3 protein-coding genes are annotated in these 20,036 nt (G+C 73.9%); 1 reads left to right on the top strand and 2 read right to left on the bottom strand.

The window, feature by feature from the left end; translation table 11 throughout:
* Positions 1-50 precede the first annotated feature (50 nt).
* Positions 51-5,423 (bottom strand): type I polyketide synthase, encoded by a 5,373-nt coding sequence (locus ACZ7LT_RS04675; RefSeq protein WP_471234221.1) that lies wholly within the window; start codon positions 5,421-5,423, stop codon positions 51-53.
* Positions 5,424-5,465: 42 nt separating this feature from the next.
* Positions 5,466-18,923 (bottom strand): type I polyketide synthase, encoded by a 13,458-nt coding sequence (locus tag ACZ7LT_RS04670; protein ID WP_471234219.1) that lies wholly within the window; start codon positions 18,921-18,923, stop codon positions 5,466-5,468.
* A gap of 295 nt (positions 18,924-19,218) precedes the next feature.
* Here ACZ7LT_RS04670 and ACZ7LT_RS04665 point away from each other — a divergent pair, with 295 nt between their 5' ends.
* Positions 19,219-20,025: a hypothetical protein gene (locus ACZ7LT_RS04665; protein ID WP_471234217.1), complete on the top strand. Its 807-nt coding sequence runs from the start codon at positions 19,219-19,221 to the stop codon at positions 20,023-20,025.
* Positions 20,026-20,036 lie beyond the last annotated feature (11 nt).

Genomic DNA, 20,036 nt, shown 5'->3' with positions numbered 1-20,036 from the left:
TGTTGCGGTCATTGCTTCCTCCGTAAAGGGGCTCGGTCGATGGGCTTCGCTCAGCGGGCTTCGCTGCCCAGCGCGAGCTCCAGCAGACTGTCGACGCTCATGTCGCTGATCCGTTCGGAGGCGACGGCATCGTCGGCGCCGCTCTCGTCGGGGAGTTCGAGGGAGTCGAGGGTGACGGTGTCCAGGTGCGGCAGCACCCGGTCCAGGACCCCCAGGGTGGCCAGCCGGTCCAGCGGCACCATGGCCAGGAACCGGCGGATGTCCGCCTCACGGCCTGCCGGGTCGGCGGTCTGGCCGCCGCCCGCCGGGGCGAGCTGGGCCAGCAGATGCTCGGCGAGCACGGCCGGCGTCGGATAGTCGAAGACGAGGGTCGCGGGCAGCTTGATCCCGGTCGCCGCGGTGAGCCGGTTGCGCAGCTCCACCGCCGCCAGCGAGTCGAAGCCGACCTCCTTGAACGCCTGCCCGGCCTTGATCGCGTCACCGCCCGAGTGACCCAGCGCCGCGGCCGCCTCGGCCCGCACCAGCGTCAGCACCTCGCGCTGCCGCTCGGCCTCGGGCAGCGCCGCGAGCCGGACCGCCAGGGTGTCCCCGCCGGCCACGGCCGCCGAAGCCTGCTTACGGGCCGGGCGCACCAGACCGTGCAGCAGCGCCGGTATGGGCTGGCGCCGTGCGTACGCGGCCAGGTCCAGCTTCGCCGGGACGAGCGCGGCGTCCTCGGCGGCAAGAGCCGCGTCGAACAGCGCCAGCCCCTCCGCCTCGGTGATCGCCCGCATCCCGCCCTTGGCGGCCCGGGCCTCGACCGACGCGGCCATGCCGCCGCTCTGCTCCCACAGGCCCCAGGCCAGCGAGGTCGCGGGCAGGCCCAGACCGCGCCGCAGCCGGGCCAGCTCGTCCAGGAAGCCGTTCGCGGCACCGTAGTTGGCCTGCCCCGGGTTGCCGAGGACGCCGGTCACCGACGAGAACAGCACGAACGCGTCCAGATCCCGGTCGGCGGTCAGCTCGTGCAGATGCCAGGCGCCGTCCGCCTTCGGGGCGAGGACGGTGTCCAGCCGTTCGGGGGTGAGCGAGCCGAGGATGCCGTCGTCCAGGACACCGGCCGTGTGGATGACGGCCGTGACCGGATACCGCGCAAGCAGCGCCTCCACGGACTCGCGGTCGGCGACGTCGCACGCCTCCACCGCCACACAGGCGGCGCCCAGCTCGAACAGCTCGTCGACCAGCTCCTCCACCCCGTCGGCGGCCCGGCCGCGCCGGCTGGTCAGCACCAGGTTGCGCACCGCGTACTCCGACACCAGGTGCCGGGCGAGCAGGGCGCCGAGGGAGCCAGTACCGCCCGTGATCAGCACCCTGCCGTCGTCCCGCAGCACGCCGTGGTCGGCCGGGGCCACCGTGCCGCGCACCAGCCTCGGCACGCTCAACGCGCCCTCGGTGAGCGCGAACTGCGACTCGCCCGTCGCCACCGCGGCGGCCAAGGCCTGCCGCGAGGCGTCCGTGCCGTCCAGCTCGGCGAGGACCAGCCGGTCCGGGTACTCCAGCTGCGCCGAGCGCAGCAGACCGCGCACGGCCGCCGCGGCCGGGTCGCCGGAGCGGACCGTGACCACCAGCGGGCCCTCGGCCGGGTCGGCGTCCTCCACATGCTCCTGGACGGCCGCCAGGACCCGGCCCGTCAGGGCCCGCACCCGCTCGGGCACCGAACCCACGGCCACGGACATGGCGTCCAGCTCGGTCCAGCCCCCGGCGACGGACGCCGTGTCGAGGGCGGCCGGCACCCACTCCACCTGGAACAGCGCATCCCGCAGCGGATCGTCACCGCCACCGGCCAGCTGCTCCGCCGACACCGGCCGTGTCACCATCGACCCGACCGTCGCCAGCGGCGCGCCCGAGGCGTCCGCCAGATCCAGGGACACCCCGGACCCGGAGGCCACCGCACGCACCCGCAGCGACGCGGCGCCCGCCGCGTGCAGGGTCACCCCGTTCCATGCGAACGGCAGCCGTACGCCGTCCGCCTCGCCGTCGGACGCGGCCACGTCGAGGAAGGTGCTGGCCTGCAGCGCCGCGTCCAGCAGCGCCGGATGCAGCCCGAACCGCTCGGCGGCGCCGCTCTCCTGCTCGTCCAGGGCGACCTCGGCGAACACCTCCTCGCCGCGGGTCCACACCTTTCGCAGGCCGCGGAAGACCGGACCGTAGCCCAGGCCCGCCGCCTCCTGCGCTTCGTAGAACCCGGCCAGGTCCACGGCCTCGGCACCGGCCGGCGGCCACACCGACAGCGCCGCACCGGGCGCCGCCGACGCATCCGTCAGGAACCCGGACGCGTGCCGCGTCCACGGCGTGCCCGCCAAGGCGTCCTCGGGCCGCGAATGGACCGTCACCGGGCGACGGCCCGTCGCGTCAGGACCCGCGACCCCGATCCGCAGCTGCACCGCGCCGTGCGCGGGCAGCGTCAGCGGCGCCTCCACGACCAGCTCGTCCAGCACCCCGGCGCCCGCCTCGTCACCGGCCCGTACGGCCAGCTCCACCAGCGCCGCGCCCGGCACGACCACCACACCACCGACGGTGTGGTCGGCCAGCCACGGATGCGTCGACACCGACAGCCGGCTCGTCCCCCACACGCCCTCCTCGCCCGGCAGCCCGAGGACCGCGCCGAGCAGCGGATGCCCGGCCCCGGCCAGACCGGCCGCCGTCACATCACCCGCGCCCGCGCCGCCCGCGAGCCAGTACCGCTCACGCTGGAAGGCGTACGTCGGAAGCTCCACCCGGCGCGCGCCGGTGCCCTCGAAGTAGGCGGGCCAGTCCACGATCCGCCCGGCCGCCCACACCCGGCCCACCGACTCGACCAGGACCGGCGCCTCGGCGTGCCCACGCCGCAGCGACGGCACGACAACAGCGTCGCCGTCGCCGTCCAGGCACTCCGTCGCCATCGCGGTGAGCACCGCGTCCGGGCCCAGCTCCAGGAACGTCGTCGTCCCCAGCGCGGCGAGCGCCCGGACCCCGTCCGAGAACCGCACGGCCTCCCGGACGTGCCGCACCCAGTACTCCGGCGTCCGCAGCTCCTCCCCGGCGAGCGCACCGGTCAGCGTCGACACCACCGGGATCTTCGGCGCCGCGAACGTAAGGCCCGACACCACCGCACGGAAGTCGGCGAGCATCGGCTCCATCAGCGGCGAGTGGAAGGCGTGCGACACCGTCAGTCGCTTGGTGCGGTGACCGGCCGCCTTCACCCGCTCGGCGACGGCGAGGACCGCGGCCTCCTCACCCGAGATCACCACCGACGACGGCCCGTTGACCGCCGCGATCGACACCGCCCCGGCCAGCAGCGGAGCCACCTCCGCCTCGGATACACCGAGCGCCACCATCGCCCCGCCCGAAGGCAGGGCCTGCATCAGCCGGCCACGAGCCGCGACGAGCGCACTCGCGTCCGCAAGCGTGAGTACGCCCGCCACATGCGCCGCTGCAATTTCACCGATCGAGTGTCCCGCCACATGGTCGGGCCGCACCCCCCAAGATTCGACGAGCCGGTAGAGGGCGACCTCCAGGGCGAAGAGCGCGGGCTGCGTGAACCCCGTCTCGTCCAGCCCGTCACCAAAAGCGATCACCTCGGCCAGCGGCCGGTCGAGGTGCTGGTCCAACTCCGCGCAGACCGCGTCGAACGCCTCCGCGAACACCGGGAACGACTCGTACAGTTCCCGTCCCATCCCGGCCCGCTGCGCGCCCTGACCGGTGAACAGCAGCGCCAGCTTCCCCGGCGCCCGCTCACCCTCGGCGACCCCCGCCGGACGCTCGCCGCGCGTCAGCGCCGCGACCGCGTCCAGCAGCTCCTGCCGCTCCGAGGCCACCACCACCGCACGGTGCTCGAAGGCCGTACGGGTCGTCACCAGCGAATGGCCCACATCGACCGGGTCCAGCTCCGGGTCGGCCGTCAGCAGCGCGTGCAGCCGCCCGGCCTGGGCGCCCAGTGCCTCCGGCGTACGGGCCGACAGCACCAGCGGCACCACCGGCACCTGCGTGCGCTCCGCCTCGTCCGCCGCCGGCTCCTCCGCCGCCGGGGCCTGCTCGATGACGACATGGCTGTTGGTGCCGCTCACCCCGAAGGACGAGACACCGGCCCGGCGCGGGCGGCCCGTCTCCGGCCACGGACGCGCCTCCGTCAGCAGCTCCACGTCACCGGCCGACCAGTCCACGTGCGGCGTCGGCTCGTCGACGTGCAGCGTCTTGGGCAGGACGCCGTGCCGGATCGCCTCCACCATCTTGATCACACCGGCGACACCGGCCGCCGACTGGGAGTGCCCGATGTTCGACTTCAGCGACCCCAGCCACAGCGGCTGCCCCTCCGGGCGGCCCTGCCCGTACGTGGCGATCAGCGCCTGCGCCTCGATCGGGTCACCCAGCTTCGTGCCCGTGCCGTGCGCCTCCACGACGTCCACGTCCTGCGGGCTCAGACCCGCGTTGGACAGCGCCTGCTTGATGACCCGCTGCTGCGCGGGACCGTTCGGCGCGGTCAGACCGTTCGACGCGCCGTCCTGGTTGACGGCCGTGCCCCGGATCACCGCGAGGACCGGGTGGCCGTTGCGGCGCGCGTCCGACAGACGCTCCAGCAGGATCAGACCCGCGCCCTCGGACCAGCCGGTGCCGTCCGCGGCCCCCGCGAACGCCTTGCACCGGCCGTCCGGCGACAGACCCTGCTGCCGCGAGAACTCCACGAACGTGTCCGGCGTCGCCATCACGGCCACCCCGCCGGCCAGCGCCATCGTGCACTCGCCGGAGCGCAGCGCGTGCGCCGCCAGATGGATACCGACCAGCGACGACGAGCACGCCGTCTCCACCGTCACCGCCGGACCCTCAAGACCCAGCGTGTACGACACCCGGCCCGAGGTGGCGCTGCCCGAGTTGCCGATCGACAGCATCCCCTCGACCTCACGCGGCACATCGGTCAGACCGACCGCGTAGTCGTGGTACATCACCCCGGCGTACACGCCGACGCTGGCACCGCCGAGCGTCGTCGGATCGATCCCGGCCCGCTCGAACGTCTCCCACGCCGTCTCCAGGAGAAGCCGCTGCTGCGGATTCATGGACAGCGCCTCACGCGGCGAGATCCCGAAGAACCGGGCGTCGAACTCGTCGGCGTCGTGCAGGAACCCGCCCTCGCGGACGTACGACTTCCCGGACTTCTCCGGATCGGGGTCATACAGGTCGTCGGTGTTCCAGCCCCGGTTGACCGGGAACTCGCTCACCGCGTCCCGGCCCTCGTCGACCAGCCGCCACAGCTCCTCGGGCGTGGTCACCCCGCCCGGCAGCCGGCACGCCATCCCGACGATCGCGATCGGCTCGCACTTCACCGACTCGATCTCGCGCAGCCGTCCCTGCGTCTGCTTCAACTCGGCGACCACACGCTTCAGATAGTCGCGGAGCTTCTCATCATTCGTCATGACAAGTGTGTTCCTTTGTGTGAAAGAGGTGAGGTCTGCCGGTCAGGACAGCCCGAGTTCGCTGTCGATGAGGTCGAAGAGTTCGTCGTCGCTCGCGGAGTCGAGATCGATCCCCGAGTCGTCCCCGCCGCCCAGCGGGGCCTTGCCGCCCCACTGCGCCGCCAGGGTCTGCAGCCGCAGCGCCAGCTCCGACTGCCGCCCGTCGTCGAGGACGGTCGCGGCCAGCACCCGCTCCAGGCGCTCCAGCTCGGCCAGCACCTCCGACGCGGTCGCCCCCTGCGCGGCGGCCGGAGCCGGCGCCAGCTGCTCCTGGAGCTGCCGGGCCAGCGCCAGCGGCGTCGGATAGTCGAAGACCAGCGTCGCCGGCAGCCGGATCCCCGTCGTCGCGGTCAGCCGGTTGCGCAGCTCCACCGCCGCAAGCGAGTCGAACCCGAGGTTCTTGAACGCCTGCTCCGGCTGGACGGCGTCGGCACCGGAGTGCCCCAGCGCGATCGCCGCCTCGGTCCGTACGAGCTCCAGGACCGCGGCCTCCCGCTCCCGCTCGTCCAGCTTCGCCAGCCGGTCCGCGAACGACTCCGCCGACTGCTCGGCCGCCGCGGCCGCCTGCTTACGAGCCGGCCGCACCAGAGCGTGCAGCAGAGCCGGGACGGGCTGCTGCCGGGCGTACGCCGCCAGATCCAGCTTCGCCGGGACGAGCGCCGCCTCCTCGGAGCGCAGCGCCGCGTCCAGCAGCGCGAGCCCCTCGGACTCGCTGATCGCCCGCATGCCGTCCCGCGCGGCCCGGCGCTGCTCGCCGGCCTCCAGAGTGGACGCCATACCACCGACCTGCTCCCACAGGCCCCAGGCCAGCGACGTCGCCGGGAGGCCCGCGGCCCGCCGCAGCGCGGCCAGACCGTCCAGGAAGGCGTTGGCGGAGGCGTAGTTGGCCTGACCACGGTTGCCGAGCGTGCCCGACACGGACGAGAAGAGGACGAACGCCTCCAGCGCCCGGTCCACGGTCAGCTCATGCAGGTTCCAGGCTCCGTCCGCCTTCGGCGTCAGGACCGTGTCGAACCGCTCCGGCGTCAGCGACGCCAGCGAGCCGTCGTCCAGGACACCGGCCGTGTGCACGACCGCCGTCACCGGATGCCGCTCCAGCAGGGCCCGTACCGCGTCCCGGTCGGCGGCGTCACACGCCTCGACCGCCACATCCGTCGCACCCAACTCCGCGAGCCCGGAGACCAGTTCGTCGACACCGTCCGCCGCCCGGCCCCGCCTGCTGGTCAGCACCAGCCGCGTCACGCCGTACGCCGAGACCAGGTGCCGGGCCACCAGCGCACCCAGCGAACCCGTGCCGCCCGTGATCAGGACGACGCTGTCCGCACCGAGCGGAGCCTCGGCGCCGACCTGCACGTTCCGTGCCAGCCGAGGAGCCGTCGCCGCACCGCCGGTCAGCGCGAGATGCGACTCGCCCGTCGCCACGGCCGCCGCCAGCGCCGCCCGGGAGGCGTCCGTGCCGTCCAGTTCGACCAGGACGATCCGGCCCGGGTACTCCAGCTGCGCGGTGCGCAGCAGACCCCGTACGGCCGTCGACGCCGGATCGCCCGCGTCCACGGTCACGACGAGGGACGTGCCGTCCTTCGCCGGGTCCTCCACGAACTCCTGCACGGCCGTGAGTACCTGCCCGGTCAGCGCCCGCACCCTGGCCGGGACCGGCAGCGCCGGATCGGCCGAGGCCGCAAGGAGCGACCAGCCCGGGTCGCCCGCCGCGGCACCCAGCGGCACCGCCGGCCACTCCGTACGGAACAGCGCGTCCCGCACGGCCGCGTCCGCGCCGCCGCCCAGCTGCTCGGCGGCCACCTCCCGGTAGACCAGCGAGCTCACCGCCGCCACCGGCGCGCCGGTCGCGTCCGCCGCCGTCACCGAGAACCCGTCCGCACCTGCCGGGGCGATCCGCACCCGCAGCGCGGTCGCACCCGACGCGTACAGCGTGACGCCGTTCCATGCGAACGGCAGCCGCGTCCGCTCGTCACCGGCCCGCGACGGCGCGAACGCCGCCGCGTGCAGTGCCGAGTCGAGCAGCCCGGGATGGATCCCGAACCGGTCGGCGGCCCCCAGGTCGTCCAGCGTGACCTCGGCGAACACCTCCTCGCCGCGCGTCCATACCCGGCCGAGCCCCTGGAACAGCGGACCGAACGCGAAACCGCCCTCGGCGAGCCGCTCGTAGAAGCCGTCCGTTCCGGCGGGCTCCGCCCCCGCCGGCGGCCAGACCGTCAGGTCCGCCTCCGGCGCGGCCGCACCGGCCGCGGTGAGCGAGCCGCTCGCGTGCCGGGTCCACGGCAGGTCCGCCGCCGCGTCGTCCGCGCGGGACCAGATCCCGACGCTGCGACGGCCCGAGGCGTCCTCACCGGACGCGACGACCTGGACGTGCACACCACCCTTGGCCGGGATCACCAGCGGCGCCTCGACGATCATCTCCTCCAGATGCGGGCTGCCCGCCTCGTCACCGGTCCGCACCGCCAGCTCCACGAGCGCGGTGCCGGGCAGCAGCACGGTCCCCGCGATCGTGTGGTCGGCCAGCCACGGCTGGGTGGCCAGCGACAGCCGGCCCGATGCCAGCACACCGCCCGAGTCGGGGAGCACGGTCACCGCACCGAGGAGCGGATGGTCCGGCTCACCGAGACCGACCGAACCGACGTCCCCGGAGGGCGCCGCCGGGTCCAGCCAGTACCGCTCGCGCTGGAAGGCGTACGTCGGCAGCAGCAGCCGCTCGTCGGGCCGTTCGGCGTCGACGGCGTGCAGGGCCGCCCGGCCCGTCGGCACGCCACGGGTGTGCAGCGTGCCGAGGGCGAGGACGGCGGCCCGGACCTCGTCCTGGCCCCGTCGCAGCGCGGGGACGGTCAGGGAGCCTTCGCCGTCCAGCGTCTCCGCGGCCATGGCGGTGAGGACGGCGTCGGGGCCGAGCTCCAGATACGTGGTGACGCCGAGCTCGTCCAGCGCCCGTACCCCGTCCGCGAAGCGGACTGCCTCACGGACGTGGTTGACCCAGTAGTCCGGGGTGAGGATCTCGTCCCCGGCCTGCTTGCCGGTCAGCGTCGACACGATCGGGATGGCCGGCGCCTCGAACGTCAGCCCGGCGACGACCTCGCGGAGGTCGTCGAGCATCGGGTCCATGAGGGGGGAGTGGAAGGCGTGGGAGACGGTGAGCTGCTTGGCTCGGCCGCCTTGTTCCTTGACCTTCGCGACGATCTCCAAGACGACCTCTTCGGCACCGGAGATGACGACGGAGGTGGGTCCGTTGACGGCGGCGATGGAGACCTGGTCGATGCGGCCGTCGATCAGGGCGACAGCTTCGTCCTCGGTGAGGGCGAGGGCTGCCATGGTGCCGCCCGCGGGCAGGGCCTGCATGAGACGTCCGCGCGCCGTGACCAGCTTGGCCGCGTCCTGGAGGGTGAGGATGCCGGCGACGTGTGCGGCGGCGATCTCACCGACGGAGTGTCCGGCGAGGTGGTCGGGACGCACGCCCCAGGACTCGTAGAGGCGGAAGAGAGCGACCTCGATCGCGAACAGGGCGGGCTGGGTCCAGCCCGTCTCGTCCAGGCCCTGGCCGGTTTCGATGACCTCGGCGAGCGATCCGTCGAGGTGCTGGTCGAGCTCGGCGCAGACGGTGTCGAAGGCTGCGGCGAACGCCGGGAACGCGGCGTACAGTTCACGGCCCATCCCGGCCCGCTGCGCACCCTGACCCGTGAACAGGAACGCCACCTTGCCCGGCACCGGAGACCCGACGACCACCTGCGCCGACGCCGTACCCGCCGCCAGCGACTCCAGACCCGCGAGCAGCTCCTCACGGTCCGCGCCGACGACCACCGCACGACGGTCGAGCGCCGGACGCCGAGTGAGCGCACGGCCCACCGCACGGGCGTCCCGGTCACGGGCGAAGTCCAGCAGCCGCCCGGCCTGCGCCCGCAGCGCCTCCTCCGTCGACCCGGCCAACTGCCAATCAATGATGGGCGGTTCCGCGGTGTCGTCACTCTCCACCGGCTCCTCGGCCGGCGGCTGCTCGATGATGACGTGCGCGTTCGTCCCGCTCACACCGAACGACGACACACCGGCCCGGCGCGGGTGACCGTAGTCCGGCCACGGCCGCGCCTCGGTCAGCAGCTCCACGTCACCGGCCGACCAGTCCACGTGCGGTGTCGGCTCGCCCACGTGCAGCGTCTTCGGCAGGACACCGTGCCGCATCGCCTGAATCACCTTGATGATTCCGGTGACACCGGCCGCCGCCTGCGAATGCCCCATGTTCGACTTCGACGAACCCAGCCACAGCGGCTGCCCCTCGGGGCGGCCCTGCCCGTACGTGGCGATCAGCGCCTGCGCCTCGATCGGGTCACCCAGCTTCGTGCCCGTGCCGTGCGCCTCGACCAGATCCACGTCGGCGGGTGCCAGACCCGCGTCGGCCAGCGCCTGGAGGATCACCCGCTGCTGCGCGGGACCGTTCGGGGCCGTCAGACCGTTGGAGGCACCGTCCTGGTTGATGGCGCTGCCCCGCAGCACGGCCAGGACCTGATGGCCGTTGCGCCGCGCGTCCGAAAGACGCTCGATCAGCAGCAGCCCGGCCGCCTCCGACCAGCCCGTACCGTCCGCGCCCGACGCGAACGCCTTGCACCGGCCGTCCATGGCCAGACCGCGCTGCCGCGAGAACTCCACGAACCCGTCCGGGCTCGCCAGGATCGTCACACCGCCCGCGAGCGCCAGATCCACCTCGCCGTTACGGACCGCCTGCGCCGCCAGGTGCAGCGCCACCAGCGACGACGAGCACGCCGTGTCGACCGTGACCGCCGGACCCTCGAAGCCGAAGGTGTACGACACCCGGCCGGACAGCACGCTCGGCTGGTTGCCGGTCGCGGTGTAGCCGTCGACCTCGTCGTTGTCCGTGCCGACGGCGTAGCCGGTGTGGAAGGCGCCCACGAAGACACCCGTCCGGCTGCCGCGCAGCGTGGTGATGTCGATACCACCGCGCTCGAACGTCTCCCACGCCGTCTCCAGGATCACCCGCTGCTGCGGGTCCATCGCCAGCGCCTCACGCGGCGAGATCCCGAAGAACGCCGCGTCGAACCGGTCGGCGCCGCGCAGGAACGCGCCCTTCACCGAGTACGTCTTGCCGGGTGTACCCGGCTCCGGGTCGTACAGGCCGTCGATGTCCCAGCCGCGGTCGGTGGGGAAGTCGGCGATCGTGTCCCGGCCCTCGGCCAGCAGACCCCACAGCTCCTCGGGGGAGTCCAGGCCCTCGGGGAAACGCCCGGCCATCGACACGATCGCGATCGGATCGTCGTCCAGGACCGCACGGGACGCCACCACCGGGGCGCCGCTCACCGCACCGCTCCCGGCCTCCGCGAGCAGGTGCTCGGCGAGCCGCCGCGGCGTCGGGTGGTCGAAGACCAGGGTGGGGGAGAGCCGCACCCCGGTGCTCGCACCCAGCCGGTTGCGCAGCTCGACCGCCGTCATGGAGTCGAACCCGAGCTCCTTGAACGTCTTCTCGGGCGCGACCGCCGACCCGTTCGCGTACCCGAGCACGGCACCCGCCGCCTCGCGCACCACTTCCAGGACCGCGTCCGCACGCCGCCCCTCGGGCAGCGCGGCGATCTTCTGGGCGAACGAACCGCCCCCGCCCGCCGCGGCGGCCGGGACCTCGTCCTCGCGCAGCGCCTCGACCACCTCGGGCAGTTCACCGATCAGCGCGCTCGGCCTGGCCGCGGTGTAGCCCGGCGCGAACCGCGACCACTCCACGTCCGCGACCGACAGCGTCGTCTCGCCCCGCCCGACGGCCCGCATCAGCGCCGTCGCCGCAAGCTCCGGATCCATCGGGGGCACACCCAGCCGGCGCATCCGCTCCGCCGACCCGTCCGCGGCACCCATTCCGGCCCCGCCCCACGAACCCCACGCGATCGACGTGGCGGTCCGGCCGAGCGCGCGACGCCGCAGCGCGAGCGCGTCGAGATAGGCGTTGGCGGCCGCGTACGAGCTCTGACCGCCGCCGCCCCACACACCGGCACTGGACGAGATCAGCACGAAAGCGTCCAGCGGCCGGTCCGCGAGCAGATCGTCCAGATGCGCCGCACCCAGCACCTTGCCCGCCAGGATCCGGTGCATCTCCTCCGGCCCCGTCTCCGCGACGGAACCCGTCTGCCCGACACCCGCCGCGTGCACGACGGCCGTCAGTGGCAGCCCGTCCGGTACGGAGTCCAGCACCGCGGCGAGCGACGCCCGGTCGGTCACGTCGCACGCGGCGACCGTCACCTCGGCCCCGGACTCGGCCAGCTCGGCGGCGAGTTCGGCCACCCCTTCGGCGGCCGAGCCGCGCCGGCTGGTCAGGATCAGATGCTCCGCCCCGGCGCGGGCGAGCCTGCGCGCGATCTGCGCGGCCACCCCGCCCGTACCGCCGGTCACCAGGACCGTGCCGCGCGGCGTCCACTCGGCGACCGCGCCACGCTGCGGCGCCCGCACCAGACGGCGGACGAAGACGCCCGACGCGCGGACCGCGAGCTGGTCCTCACCCTCGGCGCCGCCAAGGGCCAGCGCCAGGCGCTGCACCGTCCTGCGGTCCAGGCCGTCGGAGCCGGGCAGGTCGACCAGACCGCCCCACAGCCGCGGGAACTCCAGGGCCGCGGCCACACCGAAGCCCCAGACCAGGGCCTGCGCCGGGTCCTCGACCCGGCCGTCCGGGCCCGCACCGACAGCGCCACGGGTCAGCGACCACACCGGCCCGGCGGCACCGGCCGCGTCCAGCGCGGGCAGCAGCCGGGCCAGCGCGGCAAGACCCCGCGTCAGCGCCGGGTGCTCCGGGTGCGGCCGGGTGTCGAACGCGAGCAGCGACAGCACACCGCCCCACTCGCCCCGCCCGGACGCGTCCTCCAGCGCGGCCCGCAGACCCTCGCCGTACGCCTCCGCGTCCGTACCGGCCTCGTACACCACGAACTCGGCGCCCTGCGCCCGCAGCCCGTCCAGGACCGCGGCCGTGCTGGGCCCCTCGGCCAGACCGGCCGGCACGACCGCCAGCCAGGTGCCGGACAGCGCGGGACCGGTGTCCTTCGACAGTCGCTTCCAGTGGACGCGGTACGACCACGAGTCCAGGGTGTCCCGCAGCCGCTCCCCGCGCCGCCAGTCGGCGAGGATCGGCAGCGCAGCCCCGAGGGAAGCGCTGTCCCCGCTGCCGAGCGTCACACCCAGCGCGTCCAGGTCACCGCTCTCGACGACCTCCCAGAACCGCGACTCCGAGCCGCCGCCGCTGCCGTCGGCCGTGGCCGGGGCGGCCGGGGCGTCCAGCCAGTAGCGCTGCCGCTGGAAGGCGTAGGTGGGCAGGTCGGCCGCGCGGGCGCCCGTCCCGACGAAGAACGCCGCCCAGTCGAGCGGGACACCCCGCCCGTGCAGCCGGCCGAGGGCCGACACGACGGCCGGTGCCTCCTCCTGCGCCCGCCGCAGCGACGGTACGAACACCGCGTCGCCGTCGATCGTTTCGGCGGCCATGGCGGTGAGGACGGCGTCGGGGCCGAGTTCCAGGTAGGTGGTGACGCCGAGTTCGTCGAGGGCGCGGACCCCGTCGGCGAAGCGGACTGCCTCACGGACGTGGTTGAGCCAGTAGTCGGGGGTGAGGATCTCGTCGCCGGCGGGCTTGCCGGTGAGGGTGGAGACGATCGGGATGTGGGGTGTGGTGAAGGTGAGCCCGGCGACGACCTCGCGGAGGTCGTCGAGCATCGGGTCCATGAGGGGGGAGTGGAAGGCGTGGGAGACGGTGAGCTGCTTGGCTCGGCCGCCTTGTTCCTTGACCTTCGCGACGATCTCCAAGACGACCTCTTCGGCACCGGAGATGACGACGGAGGTGGGTCCGTTGACGGCGGCGATGGAGACCTGGTCGATGCGGCCGTCGATCAGGGCGACAGCTTCGTCCTCGGTGAGGGCGAGGGCGGCCATGGTGCCGCCCGCGGGCAGGGCCTGCATGAGACGTCCGCGTGCGGTGATCAGCTTGGCCGCGTCCTGGAGGGTGAGGATGCCGGCGACGTGTGCGGCGGCGATCTCACCGACGGAGTGTCCGGCGAGGTGGTCGGGACGCACGCCCCAGGACTCGTAGAGGCGGAAGAGAGCGACCTCGATCGCGAACAGGGCGGGCTGGGTCCAGCCCGTCTCGTCCAGGCCCTGGCCGGTTTCGATGACCTCGGCGAGCGATCCGTCGAGGTGCTGGTCGACCTCGGCGCAGACGGTGTCGAAGGCTGCGGCGAACGCCGGGAACGCGGCGTACAGTTCACGGCCCATCCCGGCCCGCTGCGCACCCTGACCCGTGAACAGGAACGCCAGCGCCCCGTCCGACGGCGTGTCGAGCGTCGTCGCCGGTCCCGTCCTCCCCTGGGCCAGCGCCCGCAGCTCGGCCAGCGCCGACCCGCGGTCGGCGGCCGTCACCACGGCCCGGTACTCCAGCGCGGCACGCGTCGTCGCCAGCGCGTGCGCGACATCGTGCGCCGCCAGCTCCGGACGGTCCTCCAGATACGCCGACAGCCGAGCCGCCTGCGCGGGCAGCGCCTCCGCCGACGCCGCCGACAACACCCACGGCAGCGCGGGCAGTTCGTCCTCGCTGCCACTCTCCACCGGCTCCTCGGCCGGCGGCTGCTCGATGATGACGTGCGCGTTCGTCCCGCTCACACCGAACGACGACACACCGGCCCGGCGCGGACGGCCCGTCTCCGGCCACGGCCGCGCCTCCGTCAGCAGCTCCACCGAGCCCGCCGACCAGTCGACGTGCTCGCTCGGCTCGTCGATGTGCAGCGTCCTCGGCAGCACGCCGTTCCGGATCGCCTCGACCATCTTGATGACACCCGACACACCGGCCGCGGACTGCGCGTGCCCGATGTTCGACTTCAGCGAACCCAGCCACAGCGGCCGGTCCGCAGGACGGCCCTGACCGTAGGTGGCGAGGACCGCCTGCGCCTCGATCGGATCACCGAGCGTGGTGCCGGTGCCGTGCGCCTCGACGGCGTCGACGTCGGCCGTCGACAGACCCGCGTTGGCGAGAGCCTGACGGATGACGCGCTGCTGCGCCGGACCGCTCGGCGCGGTCAAGCCGTTGGACGCACCGTCCTGGTTGATGGCGCTGGCCCGGACGACCGCGAGGACCGGGTGGCCGTTGCGCCGCGCATCCGAAAGCCGCTCAAGCAGCACCAGACCGGCGCCCTCGGCCCAGCCCGTACCGTCGGCGGCCGACGCGAACGCCTTGCACCGGCCGTCGGTCGCCAGACCCTGCTGGCGGGAGAACTCCACGAACGACGACGGCGTCGACATCACCGCGACACCGCCCGCGAGCGCCATCGCGCACTCACCGCTGCGCACGGCCTGCGCCGCCAGGTGCAGCGCCACCAGCGACGACGAGCACGCCGTGTCGACCGTGACCGCCGGACCCTCCAGGCCCAGCGTGTAGGAGATACGGCCCGAGACGACACTGCCCGCCGTCCCGATCCCGATGTACCCCTCGGTGCCCTCCGGCGCCTGACCGAGCTGGGAGCCGTAGTCGTGGTACATGACGCCCGCGAAGACGCCGACGCTCGCGCCGCGCAGCCCCGCCGGGTCGATCTTGGCCCGCTCGAACGTCTCCCACGCCGTCTCCAGGAGGAGCCGCTGCTGCGGGTCCGTGGCGAGCGCCTCACGCGGTGAGATCCCGAAGAACCCCGCGTCGAACTCACCGGCGTCGTAAAGGAACCCGCCCTCACGGACGTACGAGGTGCCGGTGTGCGCCGGGTCCGGGTCGTACAGCTTCTCCAGGTCCCAGCCACGGTCGTCGGGGAACGCGGACACCGCGTCGACCCCGTCCGACACCAGCTGCCACAGCTCCTCGGGGGAGGTGACCCCGCCCGGCAGCCGTACGCCCATGCCGACGATGGCGATGGGCTCGTCGTCATACCCCGCGCCGGTCGCCACCAGCTCCGCGGCGGGGCCGGCGTCGCTCACCAGCTGCGCCCGCAGGAAGCGGGCGATCGCGGCCGCGGTGGGGTGGTCGAACGCGAGCGTGGCCGGCAGCCGCAGACCGGTCGCCTCGGTGAGACGGTTCCGCAGCTCCACGGCGTGTACGGAGGTGAAACCGAGCGCCTTGAAGGCGCGTTCCGCGCCGACCGCGCCCGGCCCGTCCAGCTCGGCGGTCCGGGCCGCCTCGGTGCGCACCAGCTCCAGCAGCATCCGCACCCCGCCGTCCTCGGACAGCGCGGCCAGCCGCTCGCGCAGCGCCGCGGCGCGAGTGTCGTCGGCCTCGGAGGCGCGCGGGGCCGCGTCGACGAGGTCGTCGAAGAGGGACGGCACGGCGTCGCGGTGCAGCGTGGCCGTGTCCAGCTTCACCGGGAACAGGCAGGCCGGCGAGGCGAGCTGGGCGGCGTCGAACATCGCGAGCCCCGTACGGGCCGGCAGCCTGCCGATCCCCGCCGGGACGGTCTCGGCGACCGCCGCCGAGGGCAGCTCCCACGGCCCGTACGCCAGCGCCTGCGCCGGCAGCCCGCGCGAGACGCGGTGCTGGGCGAGGGCCTGGACGAACGCGTCGGCGGCGGCCTGCGACGGGTCGCCGGGGATGCCGAGCAGCGCGTCGGCGGAGGACAGCATCACGAACGCGGCCGGCTGCGCGGCCCGCGTCAGCTCGTGCAGGTGCAGCGTCCCCTCGACGGTGGCGCGCAGCGCCGCGCCCGGCCAGAAGTCCTCCGGGTCGGGCGCGTGGACGACCGTGCCCACCGGCCGCTCGGCGTGGCCGAGGACTCCGGCGAGCGCGGCCCGGTCGGTGAGGTCGCAGACGTGTACGGCGACGGTGGCGCCGAGCGCCTCCAGCTCGCCGCGCAGCGTGTCCGCGGCCTCTCCGCCGCCGCTGATCAGCAGCAGATGACGGGCCTGGTGCGCGGCGACCAGGTGCCGGGCGACGGCGCCGCCGCGCGGACCGTCGGCGCCGGTGACGACGACGGTGGCCTGCGGGTCGACGAGCGCGCGCGGCGCGTCCTCGACGGCCGCGGAGACCCGGGCGAGCCGGGGCTGCAGCACGAGACCGTCCCGGACGGCGAGCCGGTCCTCGCCGGAGCCGACCGCCGTGAGCAGCGCCGCGGCGACGGGGCCGCCCGCACCGTCCTCGGTGGCGAGCCCGGTGTCGAGGTCGACGAGGGTGATCCGGCCCGGATGACGGGCCTGCAACGCACCCGCGTACCCCCAGGCGGCGGCCTGCGCCAGATCGGGCGTGTCGGCCCCAGCCCCGGTCGCGACGGCCCGCCGCACCACGATCACCAGCCGCGACCCGGCGACGCCCTCGTCCGCGAGCCACGGCTCGACGGCCTCGGCCAGCCCCCGCACGACCTGCTCGGCCGCGTCGGCGACGGCCGCTTCCCGGCTGCCGGCACTGTCCTTCGAAGCGGTACGGGCCTTGTCGGCACCGGCACCGGCACCGGCACCGGCACCGGCGGCACCGGCCGGCTTGTCGCCGCCGGTCCCACGGACCGCGGTCCTGTCGGCAGACGTGGCTGCCGCACCGCTTCCGGTGCTCCGGCCGACGGACCCTTCGGGCGTACGTCCCCCGGAGCCGCCCGGGTTTTCCTGCCAGGCACCGGCCGCAACGCCCTTGCCCGTATCAGCCTTACGGGCCGCACCCGCACCCGCACCGCGCCCGGCGCTCGAAACGTCACCGGAGCCACCGGACCCACCGGACTCCGCCCCCACGCCCTCCGGCGTGGACGGCGCGTCCGCCAGCGGCAGGACGGTGACCGCCGGCAGCGGTCCGCCCGCGGCCACCGCGGCGCGGACGGCCGCCAGGTCGGCGTACTGCTCGGCCCGCAGACCGGCCGCCGTGAACGGGGACGCGTCCGCGCCGGCGATCGCCCAGCCGGACGGGGCCGCGGACGCCGTCGGCACGGACGGCAGCGGGATCCAGTCCTGCCGCAGCAGCGCCTCGAAGTGGCTGCTGCCCGCCGCCCGCAGCCGGCCCGGGCGGTCGAGGAGCGCGAGCCGGGTGACCTTGCCGGACTGGGTCCGGGGCACCTCCTCGATCTCGTACAGCTCCTCGGGCACCTTGTAGTAGGCGAGTTCCTCACGGCACGCCGCGAACAGCGCCTCCGGGTCGAAGCCCTCCTCCGCCGGGACGATGAACGCGACCGGCACCTCGCCGAGGATGTCGTGCGGCTTGCCGACGACCGCGCAGTCGGCGACGCCCGGCACCCGCCGCAGCACGTCCTCGACCTCGCCCGGGTGGATGTTCTCGCCACCCCGGATGATCATTTCCTTGATGCGGCCGGTGACGGTGAAGTACCCGGCGCCGTCACGGCGGGCCAGGTCACCGGTGCGGTACCAGCCGTCGCGCAGCGCGGCCGCCGTCTCCTCGGGCTTGTTGTGGTAGCCGGCCATCACATTGGGGCCGGAGACCCAGACCTCGCCCTCCTCGTCCGTACCGACCTCCGCACCCGTCTCCGGGTCCACGAGGCGGACGTTGAGGCCGGGCACCGGCAGACCGCAGGAGCCCTCGACCCGGGCGCCGGTCGGCCAGTTGATGGTGATGGAACCGCAGGTCTCCGTCGATCCGTACGCATCCAGCAGCGGCGCGCCGAACGACTCCTCGAACGCCTGCCGCAGCGACGCCGTGGTGATCGCGCCACCGACCAGGCACATACGCAGCGCGGGCGCGCGGAAGCCCCGCTCGCGGGCGGCCCGCACGAGGTAGTGGTACATCGTCGGCACACCGCCGAGGAACGTCGAGTCGTCCTCGGCCAGGCCCCGCAGGACCTCCTCCGCCGAGAAGCCGTCGACGATCCGCGCCGAGGCGCCGACCGCCGTCACGGCGAGCACGCAGAAGATGTGGGACAGGCTGTGGAACAGGGGCAGCGGCCACAGCACCCGGTCCTCGGAGGTGAGCCCCGGCACGGGCGCGTAGCAGGCGGCCACGGACCACAGGCAGTTGCGCTGGGTGGAGAGCACACCCTTGGGCTTGCCGGTGGTGCCGGAGGTGTAGAGGAGCCACGCGAGGTCGTCCAGGCCCAGGTCGTCCCGGGCGGGCAGCGCGGGCTCGGTGGTGGCCAGCCGCTCGTACGGAACACAGTCGGCGGGCACCGCACCCTCGTCGTCGACCACGACGACCTTGAGCTGAAGGCCGCCGCTCTCCAGGAGCGGGCGGACCTGCTCCAGATGGGCGGCGTCGGTGATCAGCAGCCGCGCGCCGCTGTCCGCGAGCAGATAGGACAGCTCCGCCTCGGTGGAACGGGGGTTGAGCGGTACGCCGATCGCGCTCGCCCGCGTGATGGCGAGATAACTCTCCACCGTCTCCACGCGGTTGCCGAGCAGGATCGCGGCCCGGTCGCCGGGCTGCAGCCGCAGCTCGGCGAAGTGGCCGGCCAGCCGGCCCGTACGGGCCTCCAATTCGGCGTATCCGACGCTCCGCCGACCGTCACTGAATGCCGTCTTGTTCCCGAAGGAAAGCGCATGTGATTTCAGCAGTTCGGGCAACGGCCGTATCAGTTCGGTACGCAGCATTACCGATCCACCCCTTGTTCGGAAAAGACAAAGACACGCTGTGCGGCTCAGTCTTGACCGGCGGGGAGAGGCGGGGACCCCTGACGACCCCCCTAGGACCGCCCTCATTCACAGGGGCCTTCAGCTTTCCACCCCAGAGAATGGAAGCCGATTCACCCGGACCTTAGTCTCACTTCTGGGGCCCTGTCCCGGCTGGGAGATTACCGGCTCATCGGTGAAACGCAAGATGTCACCGGAATAAATTCCAAGGCTGCCCCGAATTGAACCATCCGACTCCATACCGAGGTGATCCGCAGTGACGCGCAACTGGTTGTACTGCCGTCTGTCCGGCCAGGCCTGGGCCGATCAGGGCGCCGCCCTGACGCCGCGGCTGCCCGCCGCCGTGGCGGGGGCGCTCGCCCCGGTGCTGAACGGCCGGGCCGGCCACTGGTTCTTCCACCCGCTGCGGGAGGCTTCCGGCACCCCCGGCACCGAACTCTGGCTCGACGCCGACGTGGCGACCACCCAAGAGGTCCTGACCGCGCTGCTTGCCGAGGCGGACCGCACCGGCAGCCGGATGTTCCACCGCTACGAGGAGCGCGCCGCCGCCTTCACCGACGAACTGTCCATGCGCTCCAGCGCCTTCGCGCTGGCCGTCGCCGAGGCCGGCGGACTGCCCGCCGCCGACCGGCTCACCCTCGCCGTGCTGCACCTGCGGCACGTCGCCGCGCTCGTCCCCAGCGCCGACCGCGCCGCGTTCCTCTTCCTGTGCTGGCAGCACTGGGCCGCCGGCATCGACCCCGACCAGCGTCTCGCGCTCGGCCGCCGCGCCACCGCCGACGGCGCGGCCCTCCTCGAACTCGCTACCGCCCTGCCCGTCTCCCTCGTAGGCGGCCGCCGCACCGCCGACACCTGGCGCGGCTACCTGCGCACCCTCGACACCGCCGTCAGCGACCAGGAGGTCAGCTGCGAACTGCCCGGCACCTACCTCCTCTTCGAGCATGCCCACCTGACCCACCAAAGACTCGGCATACCCCGCGAGGCCGAGGCGCTCGCTGCCCTCGTCCTGCGGACCGCACCCGAGTCCGCGTTCCTCACCACGCCGGTCCTCCAAAGGGCGTGACCGGCACCGAC

It is taken from the genome of Streptomyces sp. NPDC039465, assembly GCF_055639315.1.
The sequence above is the reverse complement of the archived record's forward strand: the minus strand, read 5'-3'. Positions and strand labels throughout refer to the sequence as shown.

What these genes read in the sequence shown, in the direction of transcription:
- ACZ7LT_RS04675 (WP_471234221.1), bottom strand. Translation starts at nt 5,423, where the DNA reads ATGACGAATGATGAGAAGCTCCGCGACTATCTGAAGCGTGTGGTCGCC.
- ACZ7LT_RS04670 (WP_471234219.1), bottom strand. Translation starts at nt 18,923, where the DNA reads ATGCTGCGTACCGAACTGATACGGCCGTTGCCCGAACTGCTGAAATCA.